This is a genomic window from Streptomyces sp. NPDC090022 (assembly GCF_044748145.1).
Lineage (GTDB): Bacteria > Actinomycetota > Actinomycetes > Streptomycetales > Streptomycetaceae > Streptomyces.
This window is the reverse complement of the sequence record NZ_JBIVFN010000001.1, coordinates 404833-419714: the sequence shown is the minus strand read 5'-3', so window position 1 is coordinate 419714 and position 14882 is coordinate 404833. Positions and strand designations below refer to the sequence as shown.

13 protein-coding genes, 2 pseudogenes and 1 riboswitch are annotated in these 14882 nt (G+C 72.2%); of the genes and pseudogenes, 9 read left to right on the top strand and 6 right to left on the bottom strand.

From position 1 onward, the window contains the following. Window positions 1-91: 91 nt before the first annotated feature. Window positions 92-1147: a tRNA (adenosine(37)-N6)-threonylcarbamoyltransferase complex transferase subunit TsaD gene (tsaD, locus tag ACIPXB_RS01930; RefSeq protein ID WP_401444388.1), complete on the bottom strand. Its 1056-nt coding sequence runs from the start codon at window positions 1145-1147 to the stop codon at window positions 92-94. Between the two features lie 396 nt (window positions 1148-1543). After that, window positions 1544-2908: an NAD(P)-binding domain-containing protein gene (locus ACIPXB_RS01925; protein ID WP_401444386.1), complete on the bottom strand. Its 1365-nt coding sequence runs from the start codon at window positions 2906-2908 to the stop codon at window positions 1544-1546. Between the two features lie 466 nt (window positions 2909-3374). Between ACIPXB_RS01925 and ACIPXB_RS01920 the strand changes: the two genes are divergently transcribed. Together ACIPXB_RS01920 and ACIPXB_RS01915 are read left to right on the top strand one after the other, a co-directional pair. Beyond that, the gene (locus ACIPXB_RS01920) at window positions 3375-3743 is read left to right on the top strand and encodes an ArsR/SmtB family transcription factor (protein WP_401443252.1); all 369 of its coding nucleotides are present in this window, start codon (window positions 3375-3377) and stop codon (window positions 3741-3743) included. Then, entirely contained in the window at window positions 3740-4237 is a 498-nt protein-coding gene (locus ACIPXB_RS01915) for a GNAT family N-acetyltransferase (protein WP_401443249.1), read from the top strand. The genes ACIPXB_RS01920 and ACIPXB_RS01915 overlap by 4 nt, the downstream gene beginning before the upstream one ends. Before the next feature lie 102 nt (window positions 4238-4339). Here ACIPXB_RS01915 and ACIPXB_RS01910 read toward each other — a convergent pair. From ACIPXB_RS01910 to ACIPXB_RS01900, 3 genes and pseudogenes are all read right to left on the bottom strand, one after another. Further along, window positions 4340-4520: pseudogene (locus ACIPXB_RS01910) on the bottom strand (FAD-binding protein); the annotation flags it as partial. Beyond that, window positions 4517-5311, bottom strand: a pseudogene (locus tag ACIPXB_RS01905) (aquaporin). The pseudogenes ACIPXB_RS01910 and ACIPXB_RS01905, both read right to left, overlap by 4 nt. Window positions 5312-5350: 39 nt before the next feature. Beyond that, on the bottom strand, window positions 5351-5665 hold the full coding sequence (locus ACIPXB_RS01900; protein WP_401443246.1) for an ArsR/SmtB family transcription factor: 315 nt from the start codon (window positions 5663-5665) through the stop codon (window positions 5351-5353). A gap of 76 nt (window positions 5666-5741) precedes the next feature. On the opposite strand from ACIPXB_RS01900, the gene ACIPXB_RS01895 reads away from it, so the two are divergent. The 7 genes from ACIPXB_RS01895 (at window position 5742) to ACIPXB_RS01865 (ending at window position 11885) form a co-directional block, all read left to right on the top strand. After that, window positions 5742-5912, top strand: coding sequence for a hypothetical protein (locus tag ACIPXB_RS01895; RefSeq protein WP_401443243.1), 171 nt, complete (start codon window positions 5742-5744; stop codon window positions 5910-5912). A gap of 42 nt (window positions 5913-5954) precedes the next feature. Further along, window positions 5955-6404, top strand: coding sequence for an arsenate reductase ArsC (locus tag ACIPXB_RS01890; protein WP_401443240.1), 450 nt, complete (start codon window positions 5955-5957; stop codon window positions 6402-6404). A gap of 382 nt (window positions 6405-6786) precedes the next feature. Continuing rightward, window positions 6787-6981, top strand: a riboswitch (cobalamin riboswitch). Between the two features lie 228 nt (window positions 6982-7209). Next, a complete protein-coding gene (locus tag ACIPXB_RS01885) occupies window positions 7210-8445 on the top strand; it encodes an ABC transporter substrate-binding protein (RefSeq protein WP_401443237.1) in 1236 nt (411 codons plus the stop codon). Next, a complete protein-coding gene (locus ACIPXB_RS01880; protein WP_401443234.1) occupies window positions 8442-9545 on the top strand; it encodes a FecCD family ABC transporter permease in 1104 nt (367 codons plus the stop codon). Before ACIPXB_RS01885 ends, ACIPXB_RS01880 begins: the two co-directional genes overlap by 4 nt. After that, window positions 9542-10615, top strand: coding sequence for an ABC transporter ATP-binding protein (locus ACIPXB_RS01875; protein WP_401443231.1), 1074 nt, complete (start codon window positions 9542-9544; stop codon window positions 10613-10615). The genes ACIPXB_RS01880 and ACIPXB_RS01875 overlap by 4 nt, the downstream gene beginning before the upstream one ends. Then, complete coding sequence (locus tag ACIPXB_RS01870; protein ID WP_401443228.1) at window positions 10609-11328, top strand: (2Fe-2S)-binding protein; 720 nt, start codon at window positions 10609-10611, stop codon at window positions 11326-11328. Before ACIPXB_RS01875 ends, ACIPXB_RS01870 begins: the two co-directional genes overlap by 7 nt. Continuing rightward, complete coding sequence (locus ACIPXB_RS01865) at window positions 11325-11885, top strand: hypothetical protein (RefSeq protein WP_401443225.1); 561 nt, start codon at window positions 11325-11327, stop codon at window positions 11883-11885. Before ACIPXB_RS01870 ends, ACIPXB_RS01865 begins: the two co-directional genes overlap by 4 nt. A 245-nt stretch (window positions 11886-12130) precedes the next feature. On the opposite strand, the gene ACIPXB_RS01860 is transcribed toward ACIPXB_RS01865, so the two are convergent. Beyond that, window positions 12131-14821, bottom strand: coding sequence for a GNAT family N-acetyltransferase (locus tag ACIPXB_RS01860; protein ID WP_401443222.1), 2691 nt, complete (start codon window positions 14819-14821; stop codon window positions 12131-12133). Window positions 14822-14882 lie beyond the last annotated feature (61 nt).

Below are 14882 nucleotides of genomic sequence, written 5' to 3'. Positions count from 1 at the left end.
GGTATGAGTGGTCAGAAGGGGCGAGGGGCGGCTGTGCGGGCCGGGGTACGGGGTGCCGAGGAAGACCGCGTGACCGGGAATTCCGCGGGCGTCACGCGACGCGCACGGGCCCGGCCGTCGGGTGCAGGGCGGCGTACTCCAGCGGCGCCGACGGGTCGATCGACAGATCCAGCTGCGCCGGGGCCGAGCCGGAACGGACCAGCAGGTCACCGACGGCGGCGATCATCGCCCCGTTGTCGGTGCACAGCGTCAGCGGCGGTACTCGCAGCTCGACGCCGGCGGCCGCGCACCGCTCCTCGGCCAGGGCCCGTACGCGGGAGTTCGCCGCCACACCTCCGACCACGACCAGGGTGCGGACCTCGTACTGCCGGCAGGCGGCCAGCGCCTTGCGCGTCAGGACATCCGCGACGGCCTCCTGCAGCGAGGCGGCGCCGTCGGCCACGGGAAGTTCCTCGCCACGCTGGAGGTGCTGCTCGGCCCAGCGGGCAGCGGCCGTCTTCAGCCCGGAGAAGGAGAAGCTGTACGGGTGCTCCTTCGAACCCAGGAGCGGACGCGGGAAAGCAACGGCGCAGGCATTGCCCTCGCGGGCCGCGCGGTCGATGGCCGGCCCGCCCGGGTAGGGCAGGCCGAGGACGCGGGCGACCTTGTCGAAGCACTCACCGGCCGCATCGTCGATGGTGTCGCCGAGGTGCAGGATCGGATCCCGTACGAGGTCGCGTACGAGCAGCAGCGAGGTGTGGCCGCCCGAGACGATGAGCACCATGCACGGGTTGGGCAGCGGCCCGTGTTCCAGAGTGTCCGCGGCCACATGTCCGGCGAGGTGGTGCACGCCGTACAGCGGTACGCCGGCCGTGAACGCGAGGGTCTTCGCACCGGCCAGGCCGACCTGGAGCGCACCGGACAGGCCGGGGCCGGTGGTGACGGCGACGGCGTCGATGTCCCGCAGCCGCAGTCCGGCCTGGCCGAGCGCCTCGTGCACGACGGGGTTGAAGGCCTGCAGGTGCGCCCGGGCCGCGATCTCCGGCACCACGCCGCCGAAACGCGCGTGCTCGTCCATGCTCGACGCCACGACATGGGCCAGCAGTCTGCCGCCGGACACGATACCCGCGCCCGTCTCGTCGCACGACGACTCGATCCCGAGCACCACCGGAGCTGCCACGTCGACCTCTTTCGCACTACTGACGCAATTGCATGCTGTGTGCAATAAGGTACTCCGCCGACGGAGATCGTGTGTGCCGGGCTCTCTCGTCGGAGCACCGTCAGGACCCCCTCGGCCCCTACAACGGCCGCCAACGGCGCTCCCTGCCCGGACGTCAGTGTGTTCGAGCTGGTCGGGGGTGAGAGTGAGGGCCGGCATCCGGAACGCCCGGCTGCGCACGACGTGTTCGTGGCCGCTGGTTGCATGCGGCGGGCTCGGAGGGGCTGCAGGCCAGGGGGCTTTGAGGGCGGCGGAGAACGGGAAAGGCGTAGTAGAGGACGCCCCAGCTGGTGATCTGCGTGAGGCAGAGGGCGGCCATGCCGGCCTCGGTGTTGGGTATGTCGGTCAGCAGCCGCCGGAGGAGGCGGGTGCGCCGATGGTGAGGGTGGCCGGGGCCGCGCAGCAGCCGCCACCGGGCTGTTCCGCGGTCTCCGGCTGGTCGAAGAGGCCCGCTCCGCCGCAGACGCCGGTCTCGGGCAGCGACAGCTCCACGCGTTCGGCGGCCTCCTGGTCGCCGGCGAGGTGCGCGGCGATGGAGCGGACCTGCTCGTAACCTGTCATGGCGAGGAAGGTCGGGGCGCGGCCGTAGGACTTCATGCCGACGAGGTAGACGTCCTGCTCGGGGTGTGAGAGCTCGCCCACGCCGTGCGGGTAGACGGTGCCGCAGGAGTGCTGGTTCGGGTCGATCAGCGGGGCCAGCTCGACGGGGGCCTGGAGGCGCTCGTCGAGGCCGAGGCGCAGCTCGTCCAGGAAAGACAGTTCCGGGCGGAAACCGGTCAGCACGATCACCTCGTCCACCGCGTCGAGGCGCCGGTCGTCCTCGCCGACGAGGACCAGTCGGCCCTCGCCGTCCCGCTCAAAGGCCTCGGTGCGGAAGCCGGTGACCGCGTCGGCGTACCCGGCGTCGACGGCGGCCTTGGCCGCCAGGCCGAGGGCGCCACGGGCGGGGAGCTGGTCGGCCTCTCCGCCGCCGAAGGTGGAGCCGGAGATGCCGCGGCGCAGGATCCACAGGGTCTTGGTGCCGGCGCCGTCGTCGGCCCGGGCAAGGTCGGCGAGGTAGGCGAGGGCGGTGAAGGCAGAGGCGCCGGAGCCGATGACTGCGGTGCGCTTGCCCGTGTAACGGGCGCGTACGGCGGGGTCCTTGAGGTCGGGGACGCGGTAGGTGATCCGGTCGGCGGCGGCCTTCTCGCCGAGGGCTGCGAGGCCGCTGGCTCCTGCCGGGCTGGGGGTGGACCACGTGCCGGAGGCGTCGATCACGGCTCGGGCGAAGACGCGCTCCTCGCGGCCGTCGGTGTGCTCGATGTGGATGACGAAGGGCTGGGCGTCGCGGTCGGCGTCGACGATGCGGTCGCGGCCGGTACGGGAGACGCCGGCGACCCGGGCACCGAAGCGGACGCGGTCGCCGAGGGTGTCCGCAAGCGGCTGGAGGTAGAGCTCGGCCCAGTCTCCGCCGGTGGGGTAGGTGGCCGGGTCGGGCTTGGTCCAGCCGGTGGGGGCGAGGAGCTTCTCGGCGGCCGGGTCGACGACCTCGCCCCAGGTGGAGAAAAGACGTACGTGGGCCCAGTCGCGGGTGGCGGTCCCGGCATGCGCGCCGGCCTCGAGTACGAGGAAATCCAGGCCGCGGTCTTCGAGGTGGGCGGCGGCAGCCAGGCCGGCGGGTCCGGCCCCGATCACGACGACGGGCAAGTCGGTGGTGGCGGGCGCGGTCATGGTCGACTCCTCGCTGCTTCGATGTCTGTCGATGGCTTGCGTGATCAGCATGGCACCTGTTTCGATATGCGTCAACATAGACGCTTGTCGAATTATTGGGGGTTGTCGTGGAGCACGTGGAAGCCGTCGTCATCGGGGGGGCGGGCAGTCGGGGCTCGCCACCGCACGTGCGCCGGCAGGGCAGGGCGTGGAACCCGTGGTGCTGAACGCGTCGGACCCGACAGCGGGGCATCGTGGCGCAGGGCGGCCCGCTCCGCGTCCCGGCCTCACCATCGCGACGGCGCCTCCCTTGCGCATCCCGGGCCGACCTTCGCGGGACCGGCGTGACAGCACAGTCCGTCCTCGAACTCCTTGCGCGGGTGCGGCCGGGACGCGGAGCGGGCCGCCCTGCGCCCGGCCGCCCACCTGGCGACGCGCAGCTGACAACCCCCTCCCACCTTGGTTCGACATGTGTCAACATAGATGCATGTCGAATGCGAAGGTGTTGCCGCTTCTTGAGCCCGAGGCAGTCGCTGCGTGCTGCCCGCCTCTGGACGAGCGCCCGATGTCGGCCGAGGAGGCCGAGGTCGCGGCGAAGATGTTCAAGGCCCTCGGCGACCCTGTGCGCCTGCGTCTGTTCTCCGCGGTCGCCTCGCACGAGGGCGGGGAGGCATGCGTGTGCGACATCTCCGACGTCGGCGTCTCCCAGCCGACCGTGTCCCACCACCTGAAGAAGCTCAAGGAGGCGGGGCTGCTGTCCTCCGAACGGCGTGGGACGTGGGTCTACTACCGGGTCGAGCCGTCGGTCCTCGCCGCGATGGGCGCGCTGCTGGCCGGCGCGGCGAAGGCCGCGTGACCACGGTGCACGTCACCGGGCTTCTGCCCGAGCACGCCGGGCAGGTCCTGGCGATCTACCAGGCCGGGATCGACGAGGGCCACGCCACCTTCGAGACCACGGTGCCCGACTGGGCCGCGTTCGACACCGCGAAGCTGACCGGGCACCGCTTCGTCGCGCTGGACGGCGACACGACGGTGCTGGGCTGGGTGGCGGCGAGCGCGGTCTCGGACCGCTGCGCGTACGCCGGGGTGGTCGAGCATTCCGTTTACGTCCGCCCCGACGCCCGTGGACAAGGTGTCGCGGGCAGGTTGCTGGAGGCGCTGATCGCCTCGACGGAAGCGGCCGGGATCTGGACGATCCAGTCCGGGATCTTCCCCGAGAACACCGCCAGCCTGGCCCTTCACGAGCGGGCCGGGTTCCGCGTGATCGGCACCCGCGAGCGGATCGGCCGCCAGCACGGAACCTGGCGCGACGTCGTACTGCTGGAACGCCGAAGCCCCCTGATCGCCTGAGCCGGTCAGCGTGTCCAGGGCACGAGGCGCGGCACCGCCCGGACGTGGACGACCCTCCCGACGACCTCCGCCGGCGTCTGGGTGACCACGGCAACGGCAGCGACGCGTCCAGGTACCGGTGGCGCTGATGACGACGCGGGTCCGCCATGCGCCGCAGTCCGTTTCGACGCGCAGGCAGGCGCCGTCACGGTGGACTGCAGAGACCCGGGCGGCGCAGGTGGTAGCCGGCGGCGAGCCCTGCTCGGCCGCCGCCGATCACCACCACGTCCGTGCGCTGCGTCATGCCGCGGGCTGCCCCTGGTCGGTCTTGCCGCGCATGAAGATGACGGCGACGAGCGCGAGGCCGACAACCGCTCCGATGAGCTGCATGCCGATGAATCCCGGGACGGAGGCCGGGGCGATGCCTGCGAAGGTGTCGGTGAAGGCACGTCCGATGGTCACGGCCGGGTTCGCGAAGGAGGTGGAGGAGGTGAACCAGTACGCGGCACCGATATACGAGGCGACCGCAACCGGTGCGAACCGTAGCCGGTCGGTCCTGGCCAGACCGAAGATCAACAGGATCAGTCCGGCGGTGGCGACGACCTCGCCCAGCAGCAGGTTGCCGGCGGAGCGGTCATGCTGCGACCACTTCACCAGCGGCTGCCCGAACATCGCGTCCGCCAGGATCGCGCCCGCGATCGCACCGGCGATCTGCGAGGGCACGTACGCGGCGAGTTCGCGGGCGTTCACGCCCGGTCCGCCGCGGCGGGCCGTCCACCACTCGGCGAGGGTGACGGCCGGGTTGAAGTGGGCGCCGGAGACCGGCCCGAGTAGGGCGATCAGGACACCAAGGCCGAAGACGGTGGCGGTGGAGTCGGCCAGCAGCTGCAAGGCGACGTCGTCGGTGAGCTCGGTGGCCTGGATGCCGGCGCCGACCACGATCGCGACCAGAGCGGCGGTGCCGACCAGCTCGGCCGCAGCACGGGCAATCAAAGGGGTGCGGGGCGGCGTGGCGCCTGGGGCGGGCTACGGCTCGTCGGCGGCTATGGCGGCCTCCGCCGCGGTGGCGGCGCCGACGGGCTCGGTGGCGGTCAAGGCAGGTTCTCCTCGGGCAGGTGAGGCACGGCGCGAAGGCTACGGGCAGGACCGCTTGAGGTTCGCTTCAGCGGTGGCACGCGCGGTCTGGGCGAGGTCGGCGAACTGACCGGCGAGGGCTTCGATGACTTCCGGGCGCAGGCGGTAGTAGACGTACCTCCCACACGGCTCCGTCTCGACGACCCCGGCCTCGCGCAGCACCTTCATGTGGTTGGAGAGATTGGTCTGCTTGGCACCCGTTTCCTCCACGAGGTGGGTGGTGCAGAGCGTCTCCCTGGCGAGGAGGGTCACGATCCGGAGCCTGAGCGGGTCGGCCAGAACCCGGATCAGATCAGTGTCGACTGACGTCAGCATGGACTGATACTGTCACATCAGCTGGGGCTGACACCAGTCCGAGCCGACCTTATCGGCTCCTTTGAACAGGAACGCCATGCCCACGCCTTCCTCGCCCCTCCTGCCCGACGACCGCCTCGCGGCAGGGGCCGTCCGCGACTGGCCCGTCCCCGACCCCGAAGGCGCTCCGATCGCCGTCGTCCGCGACATCCGCGACGCCATCGACAGCCGCATCACCGACCTGCTCACCCAGCTCGGCGCTGCCTGAAGACCGCTCGCCCCGCAATTGCCCGATCCCCAAGGAAGAACCATGTCCTCTGCTCTCCCCCAGCCTGGCGGCCGGGCGGTACCCCCAGCCGCCTCCGTCCTGTTCGTCTGCATCCACAACGCGGGCCGCTCCCAGATGGCCGCCGGGTTCCTGCGCCACCTCGCCGGCGACCGCGTCGAGGTCCGCTCCGCCGGTTCGATGCCCGGCGACCAGATCAACCCCTCCGCTGTCGCCGCCATGGCCGAGCTGGGCATCGACATCTCCGACCAGACCCCGAAGGTCCTCACCCCCGAGGCCGCCCAGGCGTCCGACTACATCATCACCATGGGCTGCGGCGACGCCTGCCCGTACTTCCCCGGCAAGACCTACCTCGACTGGCAGCTCGAGGACCCGGCCGGCCAGGGCGTCGAGGCAGTCCGCCCCATCCGCGACGAGATCAAGGGCCTCATCGAGGGCCTGATCGCAGAGATCGACGCCAAGGCCAAGGCGTGACCCAGGTGACCGACACGATCCCCGCCGACGGCATACGCGACGTCGTCGTCATCGGCTCCGGCCCCGCCGGATACACCGCCGCCCTCTGATAGACCGTTGCACTGTGCTCTCGAGCGGCAGATGCCTCCTCCTGTACCGGAGGCCGGTCCCGTCCGTCCCGCGGGCCGTGGTGGTGGGTGCCGGGTCTCGTTCCCACAGGCCCAGCAGTTCCGCCTGGGTGGCGGAGTCGGCGTGAGCCGAGGCCGTGTTCGGGGGTGCAGGCGGCCCCGCCGCCGCGGCAGCGTTGTCCCTCGGTCGGACGCGCCGGACGGGCGGGATGCCCCTGGGCCGTTCACATCACACCCCACCCCCTGTGGCCGGCCGCACAGTTGTGGGTCTGGCGTGGTCGTGGCCGCTTCTGCGATGCTTCCGTCCGACAAGCGACGGCGGAACGAGGAAGCCGGTGAGATTCCGGCACGGTACCGCCACTGTGTAGGGGGAGCGACTCCGCCCATGGCCACCGCCCCATCCGGGGGTGGGAAGGCCGGAGAAGCACTGATCCCGAGTCAGGAGACTCACGCCGTCGCACCTCGAAGTACGGGGCGGATTTCCCCAGGAGAGGCGGTGGCACGCGTGTGCCCGCGTATGTGTGGTGGCAGCTTCGCGCTGCCCTCGGCCCGTCGGAGCCGACCTGTCCGGCCTGACGCACCAGCCCGTTCCCGCAGGTTCTGAAGACCTGCTCCTCCAGCGGGTTCCTTCCCGTACGCCGCATCACGCGCCCCGCCCTGCCGGTGCGCACTGCCTACGCACGCCACCAGGAGTCACCTTGTCCGTACGATCCGTCCTGCCCGGCCGCCCTCAGGCCGCCGCGGCGGCCTTCATCGCCGTCGCCCTCACGCTCACCGCGTGCGGCGGTGACGCCGGCACGCCCGCCGACTCCAAGGCCCAGGCCGCCGGGAAGGGATGCATCAAGGACTTCGACCCGGCCAAGGACTACTTCCCGGTCAAGTCGGCGGTGAAGCACGCCAAGAACTTCACGCTCCGGTACGAGAAGAGCTACCAGGTCCTCACCGTCAACGAGCCCTACCCCAAGGGCAAGCCCGAATCGTACGTGCTGGTCAAGTGCGGTGCACCGAAGCCGCAGCTGACCGGTGAACTGGCCTCCGCGCAAACGGTCACCGTCCCCGTCAAGAGCCTGTACTCCGCCTCCACCACCCACCTGCCCCTGCTGACCGAGACCGGCACCCTGGACGTCCTGACGGGGGTGGCGAGCACCACGAACATCAGCTCGGCCGAGGTGATCGAGAGGGTGAAGGCAGGGAAGGTCACCGAGTACGCCAAGGACCGGACCCTCAACGCGGAGACGGTCATCGGTGCCAAGCCGGACGTGCTGATGACCCAGGGCACCGACGACCCGCAGTATCCGAAGCTCCGTCAGGCCGGGATCGCCGTGGTCGCCAACGCCGAGTGGCTGGAGCCGAGTCCGCTCGGCCGCGCCGAGTGGGTCAAGGCGATGGCCGCGCTCACCGGGGCGGAGAAGCGTGCGGGCGAGGTGTTCGACACCATCGAGGGTGACTACCGGAAGGTCGCCGAGAAGGGCGCGCAGGCGGTCAAGGCGGGCAAGCCCGTCGATGTCCTGCCCGGCACGATGTACCAGGGCACCTGGTACATGCCCGCCGGCGGCAGCTACGCCGCGCAGCTGATCAGGGACGCGGGCGGCACCTACCCCTGGGCCGGCGAGGCGGGCACCGGCAACCTCCAGCTGAACTTCGAGGCCGTGTACGCCAAGGGCGGCGAGGCCCCGGTCTGGATCGCCGACCAGAAGTGGAAGTCCACCGCCGACGCCGTGAAGGCCGACAGCCGGTACGGGCAGCTGAAGGCCCTCTCCGGAGGCGCGGTCTGGACGAACACCAAGGCGCTCGGCCCCGGCGGCGGCAACGACTACTTCGAGCGCGGTGTGCTGCGCCCGGACCTGGTCCTCGCCGACCTCTTCGCGCTGATGCACCCGGACCAGGCGAAGGACCACGCCTTCACCTTCTACACCCAGGTGCCCAAGGCGTGACGACGCACACCACAACCGCGCAAGCCGCCGCCCCGGACGCCCCGCGGGCGGTACGGCCGGGGCGGCGGCGCCTCGCCGTCGTCCTCGCCCTCACGGCCGGCACCGCCGCACTGTTCGTCCTCACCATCGCGACCGGCTCCCACCGGGTGCCGGTCGCCGAGGTGGTGCGGATCCTGTTCGGCGGCACCGCCGACGACCCGAGATGGACCGTGATCGTCGAACAGGTCAGGCTGCCGCGCGCGCTGACCGCCACCGCCGTCGGCGCCGCCCTCGCGGTGGCGGGCGTGCAGATGCAGACCCTGTTCCGCAACGCACTGGCCGATCCGTTCTCCCTCGGGGTGAGCTCGGGCGCCAGCATGGGCGTCGCCGCCGTGGTCGTCGGCACGGGCGGAGTCGCCGGAAGCTTCACCGGAAACCTGGCCGGCCTGGGGCGCCTGGGCGTCGTCCTCGCCGCCTCGCTCGGCGCCGCCGCCGTACTGGCCCTCGTCCTGCTCCTCTCGCGGTGGGTTCAGTCGGCCGTCACCCTGCTCGTCATCGGCGTCATGATCGGCTCGGCGGCCACCGCCGTGGTCGGCGTCATGCTCGTCTACGCCCGGCCCGAACGCGCCCAGCAGTTCGTCATGTGGGGCCTGGGCAGCTTCAGCGCCACGACCTGGCCCGACCTCCACGTCATGCTGCCCGTCATCGGCACGGGCCTGCTGACCGCGCTGCTGACCGCCAAACGCCTCAACGCCCTGCTGCTCGGCGAGGACTACGCCCGCACCATGGGCCTGAACGTGCGCCGCAGCCGCGATCTGGCACTGCTCGGCACCTCGCTGCTGGCGGGCGCGGCAACCGCGTTCTGCGGCCCGGTCGCCTTCCTGGGCCTGGCCGTCCCACATCTGACGCGGGTGGCGCTGGGCACCTCGGACCACCGGGCACTCATCCCCGCGTCCATGCTCGCCGGGGCCTTCCTCGCGCTGGCGTGCGCACTGCTGAGCCAGCCGCCCGGCACGGACTCCGTACTGCCGTTGAACGCCATCACCTCGCTGTTCGGCGCCCCCGTCGTCATCGCATTCCTGATCCGCAGCCGTCGCGGCGTACAAGGAGTCGCCTCGTGACCGACACCATGACCGAGACCGCCACGGACAAGGCCGACGCACGACCCGACCATCCCGGCGGTCTCGCCACCCAGCGGCTCGACGTCGGCTACCGCACCCGGTCGCCGCGCGGGCGCGGCGCGGGCCGGGCCGTGCTGTCGGGGCTGGACCTGCAGGCACGGGCCGGTGAACTGACCGTACTGCTCGGCCCGAACGGCGCGGGCAAGTCCACACTGCTGCGCACCCTGTGCGGGCTCCTCCCGCCGCTCGGCGGCCGGATCCGGATCGGCGGCGCGGACCTGGCGCAGACCTCGCCGACCGCGCTCGCCCGCCGGCTGGCGGTCGTCCTGACCGACAGGGTGGATCCCGGGCTGCTGTCCGTACGCGAACTGGCCGGGCTCGGCCGCCACCCGCACACCGGGTTCACCGGCCGTCTCACGGACGCGGACCACGCGGCCGTCGAGTGGTCGCTGCAGGCGGTGAGCGCGGGCCACCTGGCGGACCGGCCGGCCGCCGAACTCTCCGACGGCGAACGCCAGCGCGTCCTGACCGCGCGCGCCCTCGCCCAGGAGCCCGAGGTCATCCTCCTCGACGAGCCGACCGCCTTCCTCGACGTCCCCTCACGGGTGGCACTCACCGTGCTGCTGCGCGACCTCGCCCGGGACAAGGGACTGACCGTCGTGGTCAGCACCCACGATCTGGAGCTGGCCCTGCGAGTGGCCGATGCCGTCTGGCTCGTCGACCGCGCATCCCGCGTCCACGCCGGAGCCCCCGAGGACCTGATCCGCAGCGGCGCCGTCGCCGCCGCCTTCGACGCCGACCACCTCGCCTTCGACCCGGCCTCCGGCACCTTCGGACTGCGCCGCACCGCACGCGCCCACGTGGCGGTGGACGCGCCACCCGACGTGCTCCCGCTCCTCGAACGCGCCCTGGCCCGGGAAGGACTGGCCGTCGCCGGGCCGGGCAGCCCGGCCGCAGCTCCCCGGGTGAGCTGGGACGGAGCGGACCGGCTCACCCTCACCGGACCCGACGGGCAGATCGTCCACGTCCGCGGCTTCCACGAGCTGACGCGAACGGTACGGACATGGTGAACGCGCTGATCACCCCCGACACCCTGGCGCGGATCTCCGCGATCGGCCCCTACTTCGCGGTGGCCACCGGCCCCCGCCCCGAGGCCGACGGCTTCCGGCCGCTCACCGACCTGTACGCCGACCCTCGTGCGCTGGAGGAAGCCGTACGAACCGTCTCCGGACGGCTGGGCACCGACCAGCCCAGAGTGGCCGCGTCCACCCTGCACCTGGGCACCGCCTCCCGGCTCTGGTCGATCGCCCTGGCCTGCGCCACGCTCACCGGCAGCGTCCCCGACCTGGGGCCCGACCGGCTGTGGTGGCGCCTGCCCGCCTCCGGCCCCCTCGACCTGTGGCTGCCCGCCCTGAGAGAGGTCGACCAGGAACCGCACCCGGCCCTGCTCCACACCGTCGCCGTCCAGAACCTGGCCCCCTGGGCCGACGCCGTACGGCGCGTTTCCGGCGTATCCCCGCACACCCTGCGCGGCAATGCCGCCTCGGCGCTGATCGGAGCCCACCGCGTCCTGATCGCCAGGGCGCCGCGCCCCCTCCTCCCCGTCGTACCTCTCGTCCGCTCGCTGCTGGACCGGCCACCGCTGGCGGGGGCTGGCACGCACCGTGCCACTCCCGCCGGGCCGCTCGCCTTCCGACGACGCAGCTGCTGCCTGTACTACCGGGTGCCGGGCGCGGGCACCTGCGGCGACTGCGTCCTCAACCCCAAGGAGAAGACCTCATGACCACCACCGAGCCGACCGTCGTCGAAACCCCGGGCGGCAGCACCCAGCACGTCTGGCCCCTCCCCGTCGACGAGGCCACCCTCCTCGACCTCGTCACGACCGTCTTCACCGACCACTGGCAGCACATCCACTTCGGGCCCATCATCGAAGGCGCCGCCTGGGAGGTCGGCGCCCCCGGCGCCCCCACCGCCATCACCATGAACGACGGATACGCCACCGTCGACTTCGGCGCCTGGCACTTCCACCTGTGCATCGGCGAGCACACCGCATCCGGCCCCGAACTCGGCCGCATCCGCCGCTGCTCCCGCGCCGAGCTCTACCGCAGTCTCGACGCTGACGGAGCCCCCGTCAGCTGGGGCGCCCGCCTGTTCAACGGCCGCGACGAACAGATGATGACCGTCCTGCTGCCCAACCCCTTCCTCACCGACCGCCAGGAGATCCTCGACGCCCCCGACTTCACCCGGCTCACCGCCTGGGACGCCCTCCGCGACCGCTTCCTCGGCCTGTCGCCCGACCCTCTCGACCGCACGGGCAAAGGCTTCCGGCACAGCGGCTGACGTACCGCTCGGCTTCTCCCTCCCCCTCAATGCGCTGGAGCAGATCTCTGCCGGCAGGTGAGCAGTCGGCCGGCGCCGAGGACCCGTACGCGTGCGGCACCTCAACGGATGAGCATGTGCACGGAGGGCGCCGCACGCGTTCGCGCGGGACGCCGTCCCGCCACGGGGACGAGCCACCTCCGCCCAGCACCGAACCCCTACCCGCCGGAACTCCTCGGCCGGGGCACGCCGCCTGAGGGCTCGGTTCAGCGAAGGCGGCGAAGATACGGGTCGAACGGCCGGATCGGCTCCAGGCGCATGCGGACGTCGACGATGTCCATGCCGTCAGGGCGCGCGATGACGGGGTTGAGGTCGGCTTCGGTGATGTGTGGCAGGTCGTTCGCCATCCGGGACAGCCTCAGCAGGAGTTGGCCGAGGCCATCCAGGTCGACCGGTTCCGCACCACGATGGCCGAAGAGCAGCGGGGCGCAGCGCGGGGCGCTCACCAGGTCGTGGACGTCCTGGTCGGTGAGCGGCGCGAGCCGGGCGGCGTGGTCGGCGAGCACCTCGGTCGCCGTGCCGCCGAGGCCGAACATCACCAGGGGCCCGAAGACCGCGTCCTGCACGACACCGGCGAAGAGTTCGACGCCGCGCCGCGCCATGGGCTGCACCAGGACACCGGCGAGCTTCCCGTGGAAGCGCATGGCCAGGTCCCGGTAGGCGTCCGATACCTGGGCATCGTCCTGGAGGTCGAGCCGGACGGCGTGTTCCTCGCTCTTGTGGACGAGGCCCGGCCAGTACGCCTTGAGCACCGCGCCGCCGTACCCGTCACGGAACCGGAGCGCGGCGGAGACGGCGTCCGACTCGTTGTGCGCCCACTCCCACGGAACCTGTGGGATGCCGTAGCAGTCCAGGAGACCGGCACATGTATCAGGGTCCGCCCAGCCGCCGTCGGGGTGGGCCGAGAGGAATTCGGCGACGACGTCGACTGCGCGCGGGCGATCGATGGCTTGAAGATCGGCCACGGTGCCTGCCGGGCGGGCGAGCCACTCGGTGCGATCGGCCGCGTGCGCCAGTGCCTGCGCCGCGGACTGCGGATCGGCGTAGGCGGGGACGGTGGTGTTGCGGCCCGTGAGGTAGCAAACGGAGGCGGTCCGACCGGGCAGCACCACGGCGACGGGAAAGAGCTGCGCGTCCGCCGTGCGGACGACCGAGCGGGTGAGGTCGTCCCCGGTGGCGGTGGCGACCGCCGTGGGGACCAGGGACACGATCAGGGCGTCCACCTCGCCACTGCCGATCAGCTCGGCCAGGCAGTCGCGCAGGTGCGCCTCGGAGACGGCCGCGGTCGTGTCGACCGGGTTGGCGGCGGCCGCACCCCCTGGGAGGATGCCCAGGAGCCGCCTGGTCAGTTCTGCTGACAGGACCGGTACGAGCAGTCCGGACTCGATCACGGTGTCCGCCGCGAGGACGCCGGTGCCGCCGGCGTTGGAGACGACGGCGACCCTGCGTCCGGCCGGGAGCGGCTGTGCGTGCAGGAACGCGGCCGTTTCGAGGAGTTCGGCGATGCCGCGGGTGGAGGTGACCCCGGCCTGCCTGAAGAGGGCCCGGCGGGTCATGGTGGGGGTCGCCGCGGCGGCGGTGTGTGAGGCGGCTGCCCGTCGGCCGACCTCCGTGCGTCCGGCGTCGACGGTCAGGACGGGGATGCGGCGGGTGACCCGGCGGGCGGTGCGGGAGAATGCGCGGGCGTTGCCGAACGACTCCAGGTGGAGCAGTGCCAGATCGGTCCGGCCGTCGGTCTCCCACCACTGCAGAATGTCGTTGCCGCTGACGTCGTACTTGTCGCCGAGCGACACGAAGGTCGAGACCCCGATGCCCAGGCGGGACAGCCCGGTCAGCAGGGCGATGCCCACGCCCCCGGACTGGACGGCGACTCCGGCGGTGCCGGGGCTGGGGAGGTCGGCCGCGAAGGTGGCGTCCAGCCGTACGCCGTCCTCGGTGTTGGCCAGGCCCAGGCAGTTCGGGCCGACGAGCCGCATCCCGTGGCGGCGGCAGGCCGTGAGCAGGCCGCGCCCGTGCTCGCTCTCCAAGCCGGCCGACAACACCAGCAGTGCGCGCACACCGTGCCTTCCGCACTCCTCGGCGACGTTCGGCACGGCTGCGGCCGGCACGGCGAGGACGGCGAGGTCGGGTGCGTGTGGCACGTCGGACACGGAACGGTACGTGGTCACGCCGAGGACGGCGCTCGCCACCGGGTGCACGGCGTACAGCCGGCCGTCGAAGCCGCTCAGGCGCAGGTTGTTCAGGACGGCGCGTCCGACGGAGCCCGGCCGCCGTCCGGGCCCCACCACCACGACCGACCGGGGCCTGAGCAGCGGCTGGAGGCTGGCGACGTCGGCCGTCCGGCCGCGCGCCTCGACGGCGGACAGATACGTCTCGTCCGCCTCCAGCCGCACCAGGCAGTGCACCTCCGGTCCGTCGAAGCGCCGCGTGACGCTCAGCCCCAGGTCCGCGAAGACCTTGAGCACGTCATGGTTCTCCGAGAGGGCGTCGGCCGCGAACGCCGTGATGCCGTCGTTCCTCGCCGCGGAAGCGGCGTGTTCGAGCAGCACGGTGCCCACGCCCCGGTGGTGCCAGCGGTCCGCGACCGCCAGGGCCAGGTCCGCGTGCTCGGTGCCCGGCAGCCGCTCGTACTCGACGAGCCCGACCGCCTCGCCCCCCGCCTCGGCGAGCAGGGCCCTGCGCCCTGGGGAGGCCGGACGGCAGACCCTCTCGGCGGACTGCTCCGCCGAGTGCCGGTTCGCCGTGAAGAAGCGCAGGCGCAGGTTCTCCGGCGACATCCCGGCGTACAGCGCGTCCACCTCTGCCAGATCATCCGGCCGGACCGGCCTTACGGACACGGTCGCCCCGTCCGCGAGGAGAACGTGCACCTCTCGCGGTGCCGCCACCGTCGGTGCCATGACCGGCCTCCTCTCGTGGGGCTGCGGGCAGGGGCCGCATGCGAACCGCGTCACTCCGGAT